The 16,851-nt window shown below is 71.4% G+C and carries 16 protein-coding genes; 1 reads left to right on the top strand and 15 read right to left on the bottom strand.

Annotated elements, in window-relative coordinates; all coding sequences use genetic code 11:
• Nucleotides 1-80 precede the first annotated feature (80 nt).
• From ABD932_RS12145 to ABD932_RS12095, 11 genes are all read right to left on the bottom strand, one after another.
• A complete protein-coding gene (locus ABD932_RS12145) occupies nt 81-1,673 on the bottom strand; it encodes an MFS transporter (protein ID WP_345011649.1) in 1,593 nt (530 codons plus the stop codon).
• A 42-nt stretch (nt 1,674-1,715) separates the two neighbouring features.
• Nucleotides 1,716-2,189, bottom strand: coding sequence for a MarR family winged helix-turn-helix transcriptional regulator (locus ABD932_RS12140; RefSeq protein ID WP_345011647.1), 474 nt, complete (start codon nt 2,187-2,189; stop codon nt 1,716-1,718).
• Between the two features lie 41 nt (nt 2,190-2,230).
• Nucleotides 2,231-2,884: a CoA transferase subunit B gene (locus ABD932_RS12135; protein ID WP_345011646.1), complete on the bottom strand. Its 654-nt coding sequence runs from the start codon at nt 2,882-2,884 to the stop codon at nt 2,231-2,233.
• Nucleotides 2,884-3,639, bottom strand: coding sequence for a CoA transferase subunit A (locus tag ABD932_RS12130; protein ID WP_345011992.1), 756 nt, complete (start codon nt 3,637-3,639; stop codon nt 2,884-2,886). The genes ABD932_RS12135 and ABD932_RS12130 overlap by 1 nt, the downstream gene beginning before the upstream one ends.
• 38 nt (nt 3,640-3,677) lie before the next feature.
• The gene (locus ABD932_RS12125; RefSeq protein ID WP_345011644.1) at nt 3,678-4,421 is read right to left on the bottom strand and encodes an SDR family NAD(P)-dependent oxidoreductase; all 744 of its coding nucleotides are present in this window, start codon (nt 4,419-4,421) and stop codon (nt 3,678-3,680) included.
• Nucleotides 4,418-5,344, bottom strand: coding sequence for a fumarylacetoacetate hydrolase family protein (locus ABD932_RS12120; protein WP_345011642.1), 927 nt, complete (start codon nt 5,342-5,344; stop codon nt 4,418-4,420). The genes ABD932_RS12125 and ABD932_RS12120 overlap by 4 nt, the downstream gene beginning before the upstream one ends.
• A gap of 13 nt (nt 5,345-5,357) precedes the next feature.
• Nucleotides 5,358-6,290 (bottom strand): VOC family protein, encoded by a 933-nt coding sequence (locus ABD932_RS12115; protein WP_345011640.1) that lies wholly within the window; start codon nt 6,288-6,290, stop codon nt 5,358-5,360.
• A 4-nt stretch (nt 6,291-6,294) separates the two neighbouring features.
• Entirely contained in the window at nt 6,295-7,323 is a 1,029-nt protein-coding gene (locus ABD932_RS12110) for an amidohydrolase family protein (protein ID WP_345011638.1), read from the bottom strand.
• A complete protein-coding gene (locus ABD932_RS12105) occupies nt 7,320-8,483 on the bottom strand; it encodes an FAD-dependent oxidoreductase (protein WP_345011636.1) in 1,164 nt (387 codons plus the stop codon). The genes ABD932_RS12110 and ABD932_RS12105 overlap by 4 nt, the downstream gene beginning before the upstream one ends.
• Nucleotides 8,484-8,698: 215 nt before the next feature.
• Nucleotides 8,699-9,661 (bottom strand): cyclase family protein, encoded by a 963-nt coding sequence (locus ABD932_RS12100; RefSeq protein WP_345011634.1) that lies wholly within the window; start codon nt 9,659-9,661, stop codon nt 8,699-8,701.
• On the bottom strand, nt 9,658-10,638 hold the full coding sequence (locus ABD932_RS12095) for a fumarylacetoacetate hydrolase family protein (RefSeq protein ID WP_345011632.1): 981 nt from the start codon (nt 10,636-10,638) through the stop codon (nt 9,658-9,660). Before ABD932_RS12095 ends, ABD932_RS12100 begins: the two co-directional genes overlap by 4 nt.
• Before the next feature lie 120 nt (nt 10,639-10,758).
• Between ABD932_RS12095 and ABD932_RS12090 the strand changes: the two genes are divergently transcribed.
• Nucleotides 10,759-11,670: a LysR family transcriptional regulator gene (locus tag ABD932_RS12090; RefSeq protein WP_345011630.1), complete on the top strand. Its 912-nt coding sequence runs from the start codon at nt 10,759-10,761 to the stop codon at nt 11,668-11,670.
• 201 nt (nt 11,671-11,871) lie between these two features.
• Here ABD932_RS12090 and ABD932_RS12085 read toward each other — a convergent pair whose 3' ends face one another.
• The 4 genes from ABD932_RS12085 to ABD932_RS12070 form a co-directional block, all read right to left on the bottom strand.
• Nucleotides 11,872-13,146: an MFS transporter gene (locus ABD932_RS12085; protein WP_345011628.1), complete on the bottom strand. Its 1,275-nt coding sequence runs from the start codon at nt 13,144-13,146 to the stop codon at nt 11,872-11,874.
• Nucleotides 13,147-13,547: 401 nt separating this feature from the next.
• On the bottom strand, nt 13,548-14,966 hold the full coding sequence (locus ABD932_RS12080) for a hypothetical protein (RefSeq protein ID WP_345011626.1): 1,419 nt from the start codon (nt 14,964-14,966) through the stop codon (nt 13,548-13,550).
• A 276-nt stretch (nt 14,967-15,242) separates the two neighbouring features.
• Nucleotides 15,243-15,509 (bottom strand): hypothetical protein, encoded by a 267-nt coding sequence (locus ABD932_RS12075; RefSeq protein ID WP_345011624.1) that lies wholly within the window; start codon nt 15,507-15,509, stop codon nt 15,243-15,245.
• Between the two features lie 149 nt (nt 15,510-15,658).
• A complete protein-coding gene (locus tag ABD932_RS12070; protein WP_345011622.1) occupies nt 15,659-16,771 on the bottom strand; it encodes an ABC transporter substrate-binding protein in 1,113 nt (370 codons plus the stop codon).
• Between the last annotated feature and the right edge of the window lie 80 nt (nt 16,772-16,851).

Below are 16,851 nucleotides of genomic sequence, written 5' to 3'. Positions count from 1 at the left end.
TTGACGACAGCACGGCGACAACGGGCAGCGGCAACGGGGCAGCGGCAACCTGGCGGCGACGACAGGGCAGCCCGGACCCGTCAGTGCCCGCCCGCCTCGGGAGCACGCCGTACCCCCATCGCGGCCACCAAGGCCCCGACCACGCACAACACCCCGGCGACCAGCACGCTGGTGTGCACGCCGTTCATGAAGGCCTCGTGGCTTCCCTCGACCACGGCTGACCTGAGCCGGTCGGGCATGTCACCGGAGACGGGGGCCACCCCCATGGCCACCGCGTCCTTCGCCTCGCCGAGACCCTGCGCGGCCGGTGCGGGCACCCCGGCGGAGGTCAGTTCGCCGGTCAGGGTGGAGCCGACCCGGCTGCTGATGAGGGACACCAGCACGGAGGTGCCGAGCGCGCCGCCGATCTGCAGCGCGGTCGCCTGCAGACCGCCCGCCACACCGCCGTCCTTGACCGGCGCGTTGCCGACGACGGCGTCCGACGAGGACGCCATCACCATGCCCACACCCAGACCGAGCGCGATGAACGGCGGCCACATGGTGGTGTACGAGGAGTCCGCGCTCCAGCTGAGCATCGTGAAGCAGGCGACGGCCTGGAGCGCCATGCCGAGCGGCATCGTGAACCGCGGCCCGAACCGGTCGGTGAGCGCCGCGCCCAGCGGGGAGGCCACCACCGACGCGAGGCTCAGCGGCAGGGTGCGCACACCGGCCTCGACGGGACTGAAGCCGCGCACGTTCTGGAGGTAGAGCATGACGAAGAAGATCACGCCGAGCAGCACGAAGAAGTTCAGCGCCGTGATGACCGTGCCGATGGTCAGCGCCGGGTTGCGGAACAGGCGCATGGGCAGCAGGGGCGAGGCGACCCGGGTCTCGTAGACCCCGAAGACGACCAGCAGCACCACTCCGGCGGCGATGGCCCCCAGCGTGCCACCCGAAGTCCAGCCCCATGTCTCGCCCTTGACGACGCCGAACACGACGGCGAGCAGCCCCAGCGCCAGCAGCACGACGCCGACCATGTCGAACTTCTCGTCCGCGGCGTCGGTGTTCCTGCTCTGTGGCAGGACGACGCCGCTGAAGACGAGCGCGATGACACCGATGGGGGCGTTGATGTAGAAGACCGACTCCCAGTTGACGTGCTGCACGAGCAGGCCACCGACGATGGGGCCGAGCGCGGTCGAGACCGAGGAGACCATGGCCCAGATGCCGACCGCCATGCCGAACTTCCGCGGCGGGAAGACGGCCCGCAGCATGCCGAGCGTGTTGGGCATCAACAGGGCGCCGAAGAAGCCCTGCACCGCGCGGAACGCGATGACGCCCTCGATGGACCCGGCGAGGCCGATGGCGACGGACGCGACGGTGAAGCCGGCGACACCGACCAGGTAGAAGGTACGGCGGCCGAACCGGTCGCCGAGCTTGCCGCCGAGGATCAGGGCGGCGGCGAGGGCCAGCAGGTAGGAGTTGGTGACCCACTGGAGGTCGGCGGTGGAGGCGCCCAGGTCCCGGCCGATCTCGGGGTTGGCGATCGAGACGACCGAGCCGTCGAGGCCGACCATGAACAGGCCGAAGGCGACGGCGATGAGGGTCAGCCAGGGGTTGGCCCGCGGACCGCGGGGCTGGTCTGAGGGCGGCGCGGGGGTGGGCGGGGCGGCGGAGTCGGTGGTCGCGGAGGGCATGACTGTGCCTGTCCTTCGTGAGTACTGGAAGAAGAGCGCGGATCAGCGCATGGGGCGGTGAAGGTGCTCGGTGAGCGCGTTGAGCGCGCCCAACGCGGAACCGAGGGCGTCCAGTTCGCCGTCGGTCAGGGCGCGCAGCGCCTGCGCGAGATGGGCACTCATCAGGCCCGAGACCTCGGCGAGCCGCTGCCGTGAGATCGCGGTGAGGTGCAGGTGCGCGACCCGCTTGTCGGCGGGGTCCTGCCGGCGTTCCAGCATCCCCTGCTCGGTCATCTGCGTGACCAGCGCGCTGACGTTGTTGGGCTTCATCAGCAATGCCTCGGCCGCTTCCCGCACGGTGACCCCGGCATGGGCCTCGACATGCCGCAGCAGCGCGAGCTGGGCCTCGGGGGGCTTGGGGTGCGGGAAATCCTGACCGACCTGCCGGTCGAGGGCCCGGTGCAGCGCGGGCAGGCACGCCACGAGGACCTCGGCCACGTGGTCGAGGTCCTGGGCGGACGCGCTGTGCTGGGGCATGCCGTCATTTTAGGTATGCAGAGATACCTATGTCAAAAGACTTATCGGCAGGCCGAAGTGGCCGAGTCCAGCAGGAGCGGGGCACCCGTACGCGCCGCGACGTCGTCCACGGTGACTCCGGGGGCGGTCTCGACGAGGGCGAGGCCGCCCGGCGTGACATCGAGAACCCCGAGGTCGGTGATGATCCGGTGGACGCAGCGCTCGCCGGTGAGCGGCAGGGTGCAGTCCTCGACGAGCTTGGGCGAGCCGTCCTTGGCGGTGTGCTCCATCAGCACGATGACGCGACGGGCACCGTGGACCAGGTCCATCGCCCCGCCCATGCCCTTGACCATCTTGCCGGGGATCATCCAGTTCGCCAGGTCACCGCGGTGCGACACCTGCATGGCGCCCAGGACGGCCGTGTCGATGTGCCCGCCGCGGATCATGCCGAAGGACAGCGCCGAGTCGAAGAAGGACGCCCCCGGCAGCACGGTGACCGTCTCCTTGCCGGCGTTGATCAGGTCCGGGTCGACCTGGTCGGCGGTCGGGTAGGGGCCGGTGCCGAGGATGCCGTTCTCGGAGTGCAGGACGACGTGCACGCCGGGCGGGAGGTGGTCCGGGATGAGGGTGGGCAGGCCGATGCCGAGGTTGACGTAGGAGCCGTCGGTGAGTTCGGCGGCGGCGCGGGCGGCCATCTGGTCGCGGGTCCAGGCCATCAGGAACGTACCGTCACCTTCTCTATGTGCTTGTCGGCTGCTTCTTCGGGCGTCAGTCGCACGATCCGCTGGACGAAGATCCCGGGCAGGTGAATCTCGCCGGGGCCCAACTCGCCGGGTTCCACGAGCTCTTCCACCTCGGCCACGGTGACGCGTCCGGCCATGGCGGCAAGCGGGTTGAAGTTGGCCGACGCGTTGCGGAAGACCAGGTTGCCGTGCCGGTCGCCCCGCCAGGCGCGCACGAGGGCGAAGTCCGCGGTGATGGCGTGCTCCAGGACGTGCGGCCGGCCGCCGAAGACCCGGATCTCCTTCGCCGGGGACGCCACGGCCACCGAGCCGTCGGACGCGTACCGCCACGGCAGGCCCCCGTCCGCGACCTGCGTGCCCACCCCGGCCGGCGTGAAGAACGCGGGGATGCCCGCGCCGCCCGCCCGTAGCCGCTCGGCCAGCGTGCCCTGCGGCACCAGCTCCACCTCCAGCTCGCCGGACAGGTACTGGCGGGCGAACTCCTTGTTCTCGCCCACGTAGGAGCCGGTGACCCGGGCGATCCGGCCCGCCGCCAGCAGCACGCCCAGACCCCGCCCGTCCACGCCGCAGTTGTTCGACACGACCTTCAGGCCGGTCGCGCCCTGGGCGTGCAGCGCCTCGACGAGGACGGCCGGGATGCCGCTGAGACCGAACCCGCCGACGGCCAGCGAAGCGCCGTCGGGAATGTCGGCGACCGCCTCGACGGCGCTCGCGCAGACCTTGTTCACAAGGAGGCCTTTCTGGAAGGACGGGAGACGGCGACCGCTCACGAACGCAGCGCGTCCGAGACGGACTTGACGCCGCCGTGCGCGGTGAGGCCCCCGTCCACGGGGATCTCGGCGCCGGTGATGAAGGACGCTCCGTCGGAGAGCAGGAACACCACGAGCGGGGTGATCTCGTCCACGGTCCCGGTGCGGCCGAGCGGGGTCTCGCGGATGTTCGCCTCGCGGAAGGCGGGGGCCGCGGAGGCGGTCATCTCGGTCTCGATGTAGCCGGGGTGGATGATGTTGACGCGGATGCCGCGCGGGCCGAGCTCCAGGGCGGCCGCCTTCGACAGGCCCCGCAGCGCCCACTTGCCGGCCGTGTAGGCGACCGGGTAGTGGCCGGTGAGCGCGGCCGTCGAGCCGACGTTGACGATGGACGACCCCGGCGGCATCAGCGGGGCGAGGCGCTGGATGCCGAGCAGCGGGCCGGTGACGTTGACCGCGTGGACACGGTCGAAGTCCTCCGGACGTACCTCACCGAGCCGGGCCCGCCAGGTGACGCCCGCGTTGTTGACCAGGCCGTGGACCTGGCCGTACGACTCCCTGAGCTCGGCGGCGAGTTCGGCCCACTCCTCGTCGCTGGTGACGTCGAGGCGGCGGCAGCCGGGGGCGTCCGTGACGTCGGTGGCGATCACCCGGGCGCCCTCGCGGGTCAGCGCCTCGGCCTCGGCGGCGCCCTGGCCGCGGGCCGCGCCCGTGACGACCACGACCTTGCCGAGGAGCCGCTTCGGGAGCAGGTCGGTCACGGCCGCTCCCTGGGGCGACGTCGAGCCACCGGAACCGGCACCGGATCGGCGCCGGCCACCACGGTGTTGGACACCGAACCGATGCCCTCCACGGTGAGGGTGACGGTGTCGCCGGGCTTCAGCGGCGGCCGGTCCTGTCTGCCGCGCACGCCCCACAGCTCGGCCAGACAGCCGCCGTTGCCGCAGGTCCCGGAGCCGAGCACGTCCCCGGGCCGCACCCACGTCCCGCGCGAGGCGTACGCGACCATCTCCTCGAAGGTCCAGCTCATGTTGGACAGCAGGTCCTCGCCGACCACCTCGCCGTTGACCTCGGCGGTCAGCGCCAGCCGCAGGAAACCGTCGGCGTCGCGGTACGGCTCCAGCTCGTCGGCGGTGACGAGGTACGGCCCCAGCGTCGTGGCCGTGTCCTTGCCCTTGCACGGGCCCAGCCCCACCTGCATCTCCGCCGACTGAAGGTCGCGGGCCGACCAGTCGTTGAAGACGGTGTAGCCGATGATGTGCTCGCGGGCCTGTTCCGGGGTGAGGTCACGGCCCTCGCGGCCGATCACGGCGGCGACCTCCAGCTCGAAGTCGAGCACGGCCGACCCCGGCGGCATCGGGATGTCGTCGTGCGGGCCGTACACGGCGTAGGGGTTGGTGAAGTAGAAGGTCGGCGCCGCGTACCAGCGCTCCGGCACCCCGGCGGCCCCGTCCACCGAACGCCGTACACCCTCCACGTGCTCCTCGAAGGTGACGAAGTCCCGCACGGTGGGCGGCTGGAGGGGCGCCAGCAGGCGTACGTCCGACAGCGGGACGGCCTCGCCCACGGGGCGGACGTCGATGGCGTCGAGGGGGGAGGTGCCGTCCGGCAGAGCCCGTACGACGGTGCCCTCCACGACCCCGCACTGACGGCGCCCCTCGTACTCGTAAGTGGCGATGCGCACGTGTCGGCGCCCCTTACACCGGCGGGGCGACGAACACGCCGCGGTCGACGTCGTTGAACGACTCCTTGGCGACCAGCTCGTTCATCGGGTTCGCCGTGCCCCACTGGTCGGTGACCTCGGGCTGGGAGAAGTCGTAGACGTGCGGGTGCCAGGTGTCCTCGTCCAACTCCTCCAGCTCGGTGGTGTACTCGACGGTGTTGCCGTGCGGGTCGAGGAAGTACGTGAACGTGTTGTCCCCGGCCATGTGCCGCCCGGGACCCCAGATCTTGCGGACCCCGGAGCGCATCACCCGGCCGGAGCCGCGCATGTACTCGTCCAGGCCGCGCATCTCGAAGGAGATGTGGTGCAGGGAGGTGTGCGGGCACTGGGCGATGGCCATCGAGTGGTGCTGGTTGCTGATCCGCATGAAGTGCATGACCTCGCCCATGTGCGGCGAGCTGAGGGTGTCGGAGAGGCGGAAGCCGAGGTGGGTCTCGTACCACTCACGGGTCCTGTTCAGGTCCGGGGAGTTGAGCACCACGTGCGACAGCCGGACCGGGATCGCCTCCTTCTCCTCGATACGGCGGTGCTGTCGCGCCTCGACGTCGGCGGAGACCTCGATGGTGCGGCCGTCGCCGTCGAAGAAGCGGAAGCCGTACCCGCCGCCGGGGGTGTCGACCTTCCCCGGCCGGGAGACCAACTGCACACCCTGGGAGAGGAGTTGTTCGGCGAGCGTGTCCACGTCGGCCGGGCTGCCCGCCCCGTAGGAGACGAGGTCGAGGCGCTTCTCGTCGGCCTTGCGAAGCCGTACGACGTACTGCTCGGGGCTGCCCTCGGCGGCCAGGAAGGAGATGCCGGAGTCCTCGGCGACCTTGGTCAGGCCCCAGACGCCGGCGTAGAAGTCGAGTTGCTTGTCGTAGTCGGGTACGGCGAGGTCGACGTGCCGCAGATGGGTGAGCAGACGCATGGTGTCAGTCCTTCCGGAGGAGAGCGGCGGCGTTGCCGCCTCGTACGGCGTTGAAGTCGGCATCGGACAGCCGCGCGGCGCGCAGCGCGCCGACGGGGTCCTCGGTGCCCATGTCGAAGGGGAAGTCGGAGCCGAGCAGGACCCGGTCGGCGCCCGCCACCCTGATCAACTCCCGCAGGACGTACGGGTCGTGGACGAGGGAGTCGAAGTACAGGCGCTTCAGATAGCTGCTGGGCAGGTGGGCGCAGCCCGCGCCCGCGTCGGAGCGGGCGGACCAGGCGTGGTCGGAGCGGCCGAGGTGCGTCGGCAGGTAGCCGCCGCCGTGCGCCGCGATCAGCTTGAGTCCCGGATGGCGGTCCAGGACGCCCGAGAAGATGAGATGGGACAGCGCGACGGCGTTCTCCGTCGGCTGCCCGACCGTGTTGGACAGGTACCACCGGTCCAGGCGCTCGTCGAGCGTGCAGCCGAAGGGGTGCAGGAAGAGGATCGCGCCCGTCTCCTCGGCCCGCGTCCAGAAGGGTTCGTACGCCGGGTCCGACAACTCGCGGCTGGGCCCCTCCTGCCCGATGGCGGGCAAGGAGGGAGCGTGCGAGGAGATCTCGACACCCAGCAGGCCCAGGCCCATGGCGTGTTCCAGGGCGCGCACCGCCAACTCCGGGTGCTGGAGGGGAGCGAGACCGAGGCCGTGGAGCCGGCCGGGCGCCTGGGCGCAGTGCGCGGCCGTCGCCTCGCCCGCCAGCAGGCAGAGCTTCTCGGCCGTCTCCTCGTCCGCCCAGTAGTGGTAGTGCGACGGGGAGGGGCTGACGAGCTGCACGTCCACGCCCTGCGCGTCCATCGCGGCGAGGCGTACGGAGACGTCGGTCAGGGCCGGGACGCGCTCGCGCACCATGGGGCCGTTGACGGCGAGCGCGGCCGGGCCGTTGCGGCGGGCGTCCAGCGCCCTGGCCTCGGCGAGTCCGGGTCGGCCGGCCACCAGGGCTTCGACCTCGGGGAGCAGGACGTGCGCGTGCACGTCGATGGTGGGCGCCGTCACGGCAGCTCCTTCAGGACGGTCATCGTGCGGCCGATCAGCCCGGCCATGTCCGCGTCGCGCACGCCGTCCAGCTGCCACTGGCCGATCTGCACCGACGCCTCGACGACGGTGCGCACCCGCGGGATACGGCGGTCGTAGTAGGCCTGGAACAGCGCCTCGCCCCACTCCCGACCGCTGGTCAGCAGCTCGGCGAGCACGGAGGCGTCCTCCAGCGACATGGCCGCGCCCTGCGCGATGGTGGGCGGGCAGCAGTGGGCGGCGTCGCCGACCAACACGACCCGGCCCCGGTGCCAGGAGCCCTCGACGAGCAGCCGGTCGAACCAGGTGTAGTTGACCTTCTTCGGGTCGGTGATGTGCTCGGTGATCTCCGGCCAGGCCCCGCCGTACGCCTGCGCCAGGCCGCGCATCTCGTCGGCGTAGGCGGCGGGGTCGATGGCGGCGCGGTCGCGGCACGCCTCGACGACATAGGCGTAGATGGTGTTCTCGCTGGTGGGGCAGTAGCCGGCGATGTAGGCGGGGCCGCCGTAGGCGAGGTCGGTGCGCGTCACGCTCGCGGGCCGTGGGGCGGCGATGCGCCAGATGGCCATGCCGGTGGGCTCGGGTTTCTCGGTGATGCCGATCGCGGCGCGGGTGGCGGAGTTGAGCCCGTCGGCGGCGATCACCAGGTCGTAGCGGCCCTCGCTGCCGTCGCTGAAGCGCACCGAGACACCGTCGGCGTCCTGTTCCAGGGACTCGGCGGTGGTGCCGAGCCGAACCCGAGCGCCGGACTCACGGACCGCGTCGATGAGGATCTGCTGGAGCTGCGGGCGCTGCATGCCGAGGGTGGCGGGCAGGTCCTCCCCGCCGGTCTGGATGTCCTCGGCGACGAAGAGAACGGTGCCGTCGGGGGCGGTCACGCCCAGCGAGCCGTAGGGGTATCCGGAGGCGGCTGTGCGCTCCCACACGCCCAGTTCGCGCAGGACCCGCAGGGCGTTGCCCTGGAGGGTGATGCCGGAGCCGGTGGTGGCGTTCCAGTCGGGCCTGGCCTCGATCAGGTCGACGGTGATACCGGCGCGGCTGAGCAGGATGGTGACGGCATTGCCGGAAGCGCCACCGCCGATGACAAGGACGGTGGGGGTGCCCCCAGCGGGAGGCTGGCAGAGGGTGCGGCTGTCGGTCATGTCGGGGAGTCCCTCCCGAGGTCGGGCCGCGCGGCATCGGGCGGCCGGGGTGCGGTGCGGCTCGCGCGCTCCGAGTGCGGGCCGGACGATTCCGGCGGATAGTGAGTGGCGGTGGTGTGAGCGGCCACCCGTCAGTGAGCGGACTGACGGGTGGCCAGGGGCCGGATGGGCCGCCGTGGCGGCGACGGAGGACGCACCCGGCAGGCGTGCGGGCGCTACTTGACGGCGATGGGATTGACGGGGGAGCCCACGGCCCCGGTGATGGGCAGCGGAGCGGCGGTGAGCCAGAACTCGTACACGCCGTCCGTCGCGCAGTCCCCGGCGAGCGCCTCCAGGTCCCACATCTCGCCGATCAGCAGTCCCAGGTTGGGGATGACGACCTGGTGCAGCGGCTGGAAGGCGTTCTCGAACTCGTTCGGCCGTACCTCGAACCCCCACGTGTCGGTGGCGATCGCGGCGATCTCGCTACGGTGCAGCCAGCCGGCCGTGGTGAACGACAGCCCCGGCGCGGGCCCGCCCGCGTAGTCGCCCCAGCCGTCACGGCGCACCCGGGCCAGCTGCCCGGTCCGTACGACGACGATGTCGCCGCGGCCCACGCTCACCCCGTGCGCCCGAGCGGTCGCGGTCAGGTGCTCCTCGGTGACGGCGAACCCGTCGGGCAGCTCACCGTCCTCCGCGACCACGCGGCCCACGTCCAGCAGCACCCCACGCCCGGCGACGTACGGCGCCATGTGCTCGATGCCGGTGACCAGGTCGCCGTCGGAGGTGACGACCTTCTCCGCCGCCCGCCCGTTCCAGGCGTTGCCGTGGTCGAAGATGTGCCCGAGCCCGTCCCACTGGGTGGAGCACTGCAGTGGCATCGCGATCACGTCGTCGGCGCCGCCGATGCCGTGCGGGAAGCCCTGGTTGCCCAGCGCCGCGTCGGTGCCGGTGTCGAGCATCGTGTGCACGGGGTTGGTGCGCCGGCGCCAGCCCTTCTGCGGCCCGTTCATGTCGAACCGCTGCGACAGCGAGAAGCTCACGCCCCGCCGTACCAGCGCGGCGCCCTCCCGGCGCTTGGCCTCGTCGAGGAAGTTCAGGGTGCCGAGCACGTCGTCCGCGCCCCAGCGCCCCCAGTTGGAGTAAGCCTTGGCGGCTTCGGCGATCGCGCCCTCGGGGTCGGTCCGGTCCAGGCTCACGACGCCTCCTCCACACACCGCGTCCGCTGTACGCCCAGCCCGGTGATCGACCCCTCCATGACGTCGCCGTCCCGCAGCAGCCGTCCCCAGTGCAGGCCGTTGCCGGCCGGGCTGCCGGTCAGCACCAGGTCACCCGGAAGGAGCCGGGAGGTCTGCGAGATGTACGACACCAGCCGCGCGACGCCGAAGAGCATGTCCTTGGTGGACTCGTCCTGCATGGTGTCGCCGTTGAGCTTGAGGGTGACCCGCAGATCACCAGGGTCGGCGATCGACTCGGCCGGTACGAGCCACGGCCCGAGCGGGGTGAAGCCCGGGGCGTTCTTGCAGCGCAGCCAGTCGGTGCCGATGGCCTTCATGTCCCGCCGGAACACGGTCGCACGATCGGTGAGGTCGTTGGCGATCGTGTACCCGGCGACGTGTTCCAGGGCCTCCTCGACCGAAACCCGGTAAGCGGGCTTGCCGATCACGGCCGCCAACTCCAGCTCCCAGTCCGGCTGTTCGGCCCACGCGGGCAGGACGACGTCGTCGTACGGGCCGGTAACGGTGCTCGGCAGACCGATGAACACGTACGGCAGATCCTCGGCGGCCCGCCGGTCCATGACCGCGGCGATCTCGGCCCGCGCCTCCTCGACCGTGCGCGGGTCGTCGGGGGAGCGGTGCGCGACCTCCAGGTCGATCACGTGCTGCCGGTAGTTGGCGCCGGACTGGAAGATCTGCCGGGGCTCGACGGGGGCGTGCACGCGCAGGTCCTCCAGCGGCTGCCAGTCCCGGGCGGCGTCGTCGGCCAGGGCGCGCAGCAGGGGGCGCGTGTCCGCCCACCGTTCCAGTACGGCACGGATGTCGGACGGCGCCGAGTCCAGGGCCCGGCTCAGGTCGAGCACCCGCCCCCCGGCCAGGAGACCGGGGAACGGGTCGCCGTCCGGGGCGGAGAACGTGCCGAGCGCGAACGGGCCGGCAGGTTGCACGAGCGTTGCCATCAGATTTCCTCCTGCTGGGTTGCGGTCTACTCTGACCTCGATGGGCGGATCACGGAAATCAATCCTGTGGATGCGCTGAATCCATGACATGGATGGCTTTCGCTTGCTAGGTGGTGCCCGGTGAACCTGTCCCGACTCGACCTCAACCTGGTCGTAGCCCTGCGCGCGCTGCTGGAGGAACGCAACGTCACGCGGGCCGGCGAGCGCATCGGACTGAGCCAGCCGGCGATGAGCGCGGCCCTGTCCCGGCTACGCCGCCATTTCGACGACGAACTGCTCGCCCGGACCGGTAACGCCTACGAACTGACGCCGCTCGGCGTCGCGTTGCGGGACCGCAGCGCCACCGCCTGCGACCTGCTGGAACGCGTCTTCGCCAGCCAGGCCGACTTCGACCCGGCCGCCGAGTCACGCGAGTTCACACTCCTCGCCTCCGACTACAGCGCGTCCGTGTTCGGCTCCGCGCTCGCCCGCGCCGTGCACCACGAGGCCCCCGGCATCCGGCTCGTCTTCCAGCACCCGGCGCCGTCGGTGGAGGAGAACACGGCTGCCCTGCTGAGCACGGTCGACGGACTGCTGATGCCGCACGGCGTCATCGACGGCTTCCCCGCCATCGACCTCTTCCAGGACCGCTGGCTGTGCATGATCGCCGACGACCACCCCGAGGTCGGCGACGCCCTCACCCTCGACCACCTGGCCCGGCTGCCCTGGGCCGTCTACCAGCGCCCCTACGACGCCCCGGCGGCCCGCCAGCTCAGCATGCTCGGCATCAGCCCCCACGTGGAGGTCTCCGTCCAGACGTTCCAGCTGCTGCCGTACATGGTCGAGGGCACCCGCCGGGTCGCGATGATCCAGGAGCGACTGGCGCGCAGGGCGGTGTGCTCGGCGGGCGTGCGTGTGCTGCCCTGCCCGTTCGACGCGGTGCCGGTGCAGGTGGCGTTGTGGTGGCATCCGGTGCATGCGCAGGATGCGGCGCACATCTGGCTGCGGGAGAAGGCGGCGGAGGTGGGGGCGGGGCTGATGGCTGAAGGCTGAGATGACCACTGTGAGGGCCACGACGGTCGTCGTCCGGCCGCGGGCCCGTCGTGGCTGGTCGCGCCCGCGCGCCGGAGCGGCATGTAGACCCCGCGGGCCGGAGACGCATGTAGACCCCGTGGGCCGGAGCCGCATGTAGATCCCGCGCGCCGGAGCCGCATGGAGATACAGCCCCGCGCCCCATGGGGCGTTGCAGGGCCGTCAGGCCAATTGCTCCGGCAACGGCCGCGGATCGACGGCCCCCGTCCGACGCCGGGCGGCCGCCCACAACCCCGCCGCAACCAGCGCCGCAGCCACGCCCAGCACACCCACTGCCCCCGCGAGCGAGCCCACCCCCGACTCCACGGCGAGCAGCACGAGCGGGCACACGAACTCCCCGCCGAAGAAGGCCGCCATCCACAGCCCCGTCCCCCGGCCACGGTCCTCGAACGCCAGCCGGGACATGGCGCTCGTCAGCAAGGCGGGCAACAACATGCCCGTGCCCAGGCAGTTGATCACCGCTCCGACGACCAGCAGTGGCGCGCTGCCCGCCAGAAACATCACCCCGAAGCCGGCCGCGCACAGCGCGAACACGGCGGGCAGCATCGGATCGGGGGAGCGCTTGAGCCGGGCGAAGACGACGGCCCCGCCCACGGTGGCGGCACTGGCGATCGCGGTGGCCAGGCCGATGACGCCGGAGTCCTCCACGCCGAGGTCGTCGAGCAGATACGCCATCTCCACGGGGACGGTGTAGAAGACCATCGCCCCGAAGAAGGTGAGGGCACAGATGCCCGCCAACAGCCGCCAGGGGAAGGGGCGTCGGGGCGCCGACGTGACGGCGGCCTCGTCGGTGGCCGCCCGGGCCGCCGGGTTGGGCAGGGCGGAGGCCATCAGCGGAGCGAGGGCGAGGCTCACGGCGTAGACCCAGAAGGGCACCTTCCAGCCCGCCGCGCCCACGGCGCCGCCGAGCACGAAGAAGACGGTGGCCGACGCGGAGGCGCACATCGTCTGCAGCGCCAGGTACTTCACCCGACGGTGACCGGTGTAGTAGTCGCCGATGAGGGTGGTGCAGCAGGTCATGATGGCGGCCTCGGCGACACCGACCAGGGCCCGGCTCGCGATGATCGCGCCGAGCGAGTCCAGCCAGAGCGGTGCCGTGCCGAACACGGCGTACAGGACGGTCGTGACGACCAGCAGCCGCTTGCGGCCCAGCCGGTCGACGATCACCCCGGCGAACGGGGCCAGCAGCGCCAGCGACAGCGCCGGAACGGTCAGTGCGAGGGGCACGAGCGCCTTGGCGCCCGGTGTCGAGGCGAAGTGGTCCTGCATCTTCGGCAGCACCGGGGCGATCAGCACGGCCCCCAGGATCGGCAGACAACTGCCCGCCATCAGCAGCGTCACGCGCAGCAGATGGGCGGGGCCCGACGCGGCGACGGGCGACGGAGCGACGTCGTCGACCGTGGCGGAAGGCGGGGTCGGGGACACGGAACCGGGCATGGCGACTCCAGGGGACGGCGTACGGGAGCGGGCATGCCTTTCACGGGCGCCGACGGCGCACGGCATGCTGTGGATGCCCACACGGCGGATGCGGTGGACGACCGCGCGCCGGCGGCTGGTCCGGACAGCGGCGTGCGGGTAGGGACGACTATGAACCGCCCGGCTCCCCGCCGCCATCCTCCGGGCGATCCGAATCCCGGATCCGGCTCATCCATGCCGTGGATGACCTCCGGAACGCCGACTTCGAACCGGACAGCCCGCGCCGGCCACCCGAGGCGCCTGCGGGTCTGCGCATCCGGCCCGGAACAGCGCAGTGCCGGGCCCGGATACCCGGGCCCGGCATTACGGCCGAACCTGCGCCGTCCCCTGAGTGACAGCGGATCAGCTTCTCCTTGCGCTGGTCACCAGCCCTGCTTCTCGGAGTGCTTGGAATGGTCGGACTTCTTGGGGTGGTCGGGCTTGGAGGGCTTCTCCGGGAGCGAGGGCTTGGAGGGAAGTGAAGGCTTGGAGGGGATTGAGGGCTTCGCCGGGATGGCGGGCTTGGCCGGAAGCGAAGGCTTCTGCGGGATGGTGGGCTTGGAGGGGATTGAGGGCTTCGCCGGGATGGCGGGCTTGGAGGGGATTGAGGGCTTCGCCGGGATGGTGGGCTTGGAGGGGATTGAGGGCTTCGCCGGGATCGCGGGCTTGGACGGAAGCGAAGGCTTCTGCGGAATCGCCGGCTTGGACGGAAGCGAAGGCTTCTGCGGGATGGCGGGCTTGGAGGGGATTGAGGGCTTCGCCGGGATGGCGGGCTTGGACGGGATTGAAGGCTTCGCCGGGATCGCGGGCTTGGCCGGAAGCGAAGGCTTCTGCGGAATCGCCGGCTTGGCGGGAAGTGCGGGCTTCGCGGGCAGGGCAGGCTTTGCCGGCAGCTCAGGCTTGGCCGGGAGTGCGGGCTTCGCGGGCAGTACCGGCTTGGCGGGGAGTGCGGGCTTGGCCGGTAGCTCTGGCTTGGCGGGGAGCGCAGGCTTTGCCGGCAGCTCAGGCTTGGCCGGGAGCGCGGGCTTGGCCGGGAGTGCGGGCTTCGCGGGCAGTACCGGCTTGGCGGGGAGTGCGGGCTTGGCCGGTAGCTCTGGCTTGGCGGGGAGTGCCGGCTTGGCCGGGAGTGCCGGCTTGGCCGGGAGTGCGGGCTTCGCGGGCAGCTCCGGCTTTGCCGGCAGCACGGGCTTGGCCGGCAGTTCAGGCTTGGCGGGGAGCGCGGGCTTGACCGGCAGCGCAGGCTTCTCAGGCAGCGCAGGCTTGACAGGGTGCACGGGCTTGGCCGGGAGCGCGGGCTTGACCGGGTAGGCCGGCTTCACTGGGTGTACCGGCTTGACGGGGTGGTCGGGCTTGACCGGGTAGGCCGGCTTCACTGGGTGTACCGGCTTGACGGGGTGGTCGGGCTTGACCGGGTAGGCCGGCTTTACCGGGTGTACCGGCTTGACGGGGTGATCCGGCTTGACCGGGTAGGCCGGCTTCACTGGGTGTACCGGCTTGACGGGGTGATCCGGCTTGATCGGGTAGGCCGGCTTGATCGGGTGATCCGGCTTGATCGGGTACGCCGGCTTGATCGGGTACGCCGGCTTCACCGGGTGATGCGGCTTGACCGGGTGACCCGGCTTCACCGGATGAACCGGCTTCTCCGCGTGCGGAGGGTGGGCGGGCTTCGCCGGGTAAGGCGGGTGCGGGGTGGTGTGGTCCTGTGCGTTGGCGGGGCTCGCGCTCCCCAGCGCGGCTGCGGCGAGCGCGGCAGCCATTGCGGCCGGCGCCAGAACAGATCGCCATTTCGGCGATGACGTCATTGTCTCCACTCTCCTCGACTTGGTTCAGGGCCTCGTGACGGCTGGTCAGCACCAAGAGCCGGACAGTGGAATGAATAGGAAATAGGCTGATATGAATAACGCTGCGACGGTCATAAGCCACCGGATGGTGTAGTACTCGGGGTCACCGATTGGCCCGGGTGGTCGCAGCACGGAACGGCCGTTGCACCACACGTGTCGGCCCCACATGTGTCCGCACCACACACTCCGCACCACACGCATCCGACGGGCCGTCATATCGCTTGCAGACCGGTAGCATCAGCAGTTCAGCGCGTCGATGAGCACCTTGGTGACGTCGTCGGTCGTGCCAGGCGAGGCGCCGAGGCCAATGGGCATGTCGGAGTCGAGATGCGAGGCGACGACGGCCGACGACACCGTGCGCCGGACCCGCGGCCGGGCCGCAAGGTCGAAGGCAAGCGCAAGATCCGCTCGCAGCCACCCCTGGTGAACAGGGCCGACGGGACGGCGACTTAACCGCCCGGTCCGCGGCCACGGAGGTTGCGGGACGCCGAGGCCCTCGTACATACCCGCAGGGGTGGCGGGCGTCGGGGGTGGCGCCCCCCTGGTGGCGGCTCGCGCCCCCCGCACCGCACCACGACCCGGTCCATCTCGATGCAGTCCGACCCACCGCCGTTCCCTGGGTTGCCCGGACTGGCCCTCGGCCCCCCGTGCTCTCAGCCGGCGTGAAGGACCCGAAAGCGATCGGGTGCCGCCGGATCCCGGTCGACGACTTGGACCGGCGGCCAGACCCATTGCCAAACGCCGATGCCCGGCGTGCGGGAGAACTGGATCCGCCCGCGGGTGCCTTCGAGTGCGACACGCGGCCAGGATTCGGCGGTGCGCGCCCGGTCCGTGCCGTGAGAACGCAGCAGATCGGCGAGGACGGCGACCGTGTCGTAGCCCTCGTAGGCGACGAAGGAGGGCGCTTCGCCCAGCCGCTCGCGGAGGACCTTCTCGACTCGTGCACCGAGTGGGCTGAGACGCTCGGGCAGGTAGCGCAGGAACGGGACCCCGGCGCCGTCGTCGCCCAGCGACGTCGCCCATTCGGCGAACTCCGGTTGTCCGGCCGGAGCGCCGATCAAGATCTCGGCGAGGCGCTGGTCACGGCGGACGGACTCGACGATCGGCACCGCCGGATCCGGGTGGCCGACCAGAAGAAGGAGAGCTGTCGCGCGATGGTCGACGAGTTCGTCGCACACGGCCGCGGGGGTGAGCGCGCTCATGTCGAGTTCGACGACGGTGGCGCCGCGTGGCGCGAGGCAGTCCCGCAGAATGCGGGTCCCAGCCGCCCAGTAGACACTCGGCTGCGCTGCTACGGCGATTCGGCGGTGGCCCGCGCCGAGCAGGAAGTCCGCGTAGATCTGCCAGCCCCGGGACTGCGGCGGGGACAGGCGCGCGACCCATTCCGTCGGCTGCTCGGTGAGCGTGTCGAGAACCGCCGACGAGCACAGGTACGGCAGGCCGAGGGCGTCGGCCCGGGTGGCAGCGGCGCGGGCGACGACGCTGTGATACTCGCCCGCCAGGGCGGCCACGCCCAGGCCGGCCAATTCCTCCACGGCCGCCGCGGCCCTCTGTGGATCAGCCGCGGTGTCCCGGACCACCAGCTCTAGCGGTCTCCCGACGATCCCGCCGGCCTCATTGACTTCGCGAACGGCCAGCTCGAGGCCGGCGAGCAAGTGCCGACCTGCCTCGACCCAGCCGGGCCGAGTCAGCGGAACGAGAGCGCCGATCCGGACGGACGATCCGTCAGCCCGCCCCGCTCCAGGCGGCGATGGTGGCGTACTCATGCGTTGACGTCCCCTTCGTGGCGATTCGGCGTGGCAGGCGCGCCTGGGTGATCACGCCGGACATTGCATCCACACCCGTC

This window comes from Streptomyces shaanxiensis (genome assembly GCF_039537145.1).
Taxonomy (GTDB): Bacteria; Actinomycetota; Actinomycetes; order Streptomycetales; family Streptomycetaceae; genus Streptomyces; species Streptomyces shaanxiensis.
This window is presented reverse-complemented; position numbering and strand designations above follow the sequence as displayed.

Coding starts and splice junctions, on each gene's coding strand:
- ABD932_RS12145 (WP_345011649.1), bottom strand. CDS start 1,673: ATGCCCTCCGCGACCACCGACTCCGCCGCCCCGCCCACCCCCGCGCCG.
- ABD932_RS12140 (WP_345011647.1), bottom strand. CDS start 2,189: ATGCCCCAGCACAGCGCGTCCGCCCAGGACCTCGACCACGTGGCCGAG.
- ABD932_RS12135 (WP_345011646.1), bottom strand. CDS start 2,884: ATGGCCTGGACCCGCGACCAGATGGCCGCCCGCGCCGCCGCCGAACTC.
- ABD932_RS12115 (WP_345011640.1), bottom strand. CDS start 6,290: ATGCGTCTGCTCACCCATCTGCGGCACGTCGACCTCGCCGTACCCGAC.
- ABD932_RS12105 (WP_345011636.1), bottom strand. CDS start 8,483: ATGACCGACAGCCGCACCCTCTGCCAGCCTCCCGCTGGGGGCACCCCC.
- ABD932_RS12095 (WP_345011632.1), bottom strand. CDS start 10,638: ATGGCAACGCTCGTGCAACCTGCCGGCCCGTTCGCGCTCGGCACGTTC.
- ABD932_RS12085 (WP_345011628.1), bottom strand. CDS start 13,146: ATGCCCGGTTCCGTGTCCCCGACCCCGCCTTCCGCCACGGTCGACGAC.
- ABD932_RS12080 (WP_345011626.1), bottom strand. CDS start 14,966: ATGACGTCATCGCCGAAATGGCGATCTGTTCTGGCGCCGGCCGCAATG.
- ABD932_RS12075 (WP_345011624.1), bottom strand. CDS start 15,509: ATGTACGAGGGCCTCGGCGTCCCGCAACCTCCGTGGCCGCGGACCGGG.
- ABD932_RS12070 (WP_345011622.1), bottom strand. CDS start 16,771: ATGAGTACGCCACCATCGCCGCCTGGAGCGGGGCGGGCTGACGGATCG.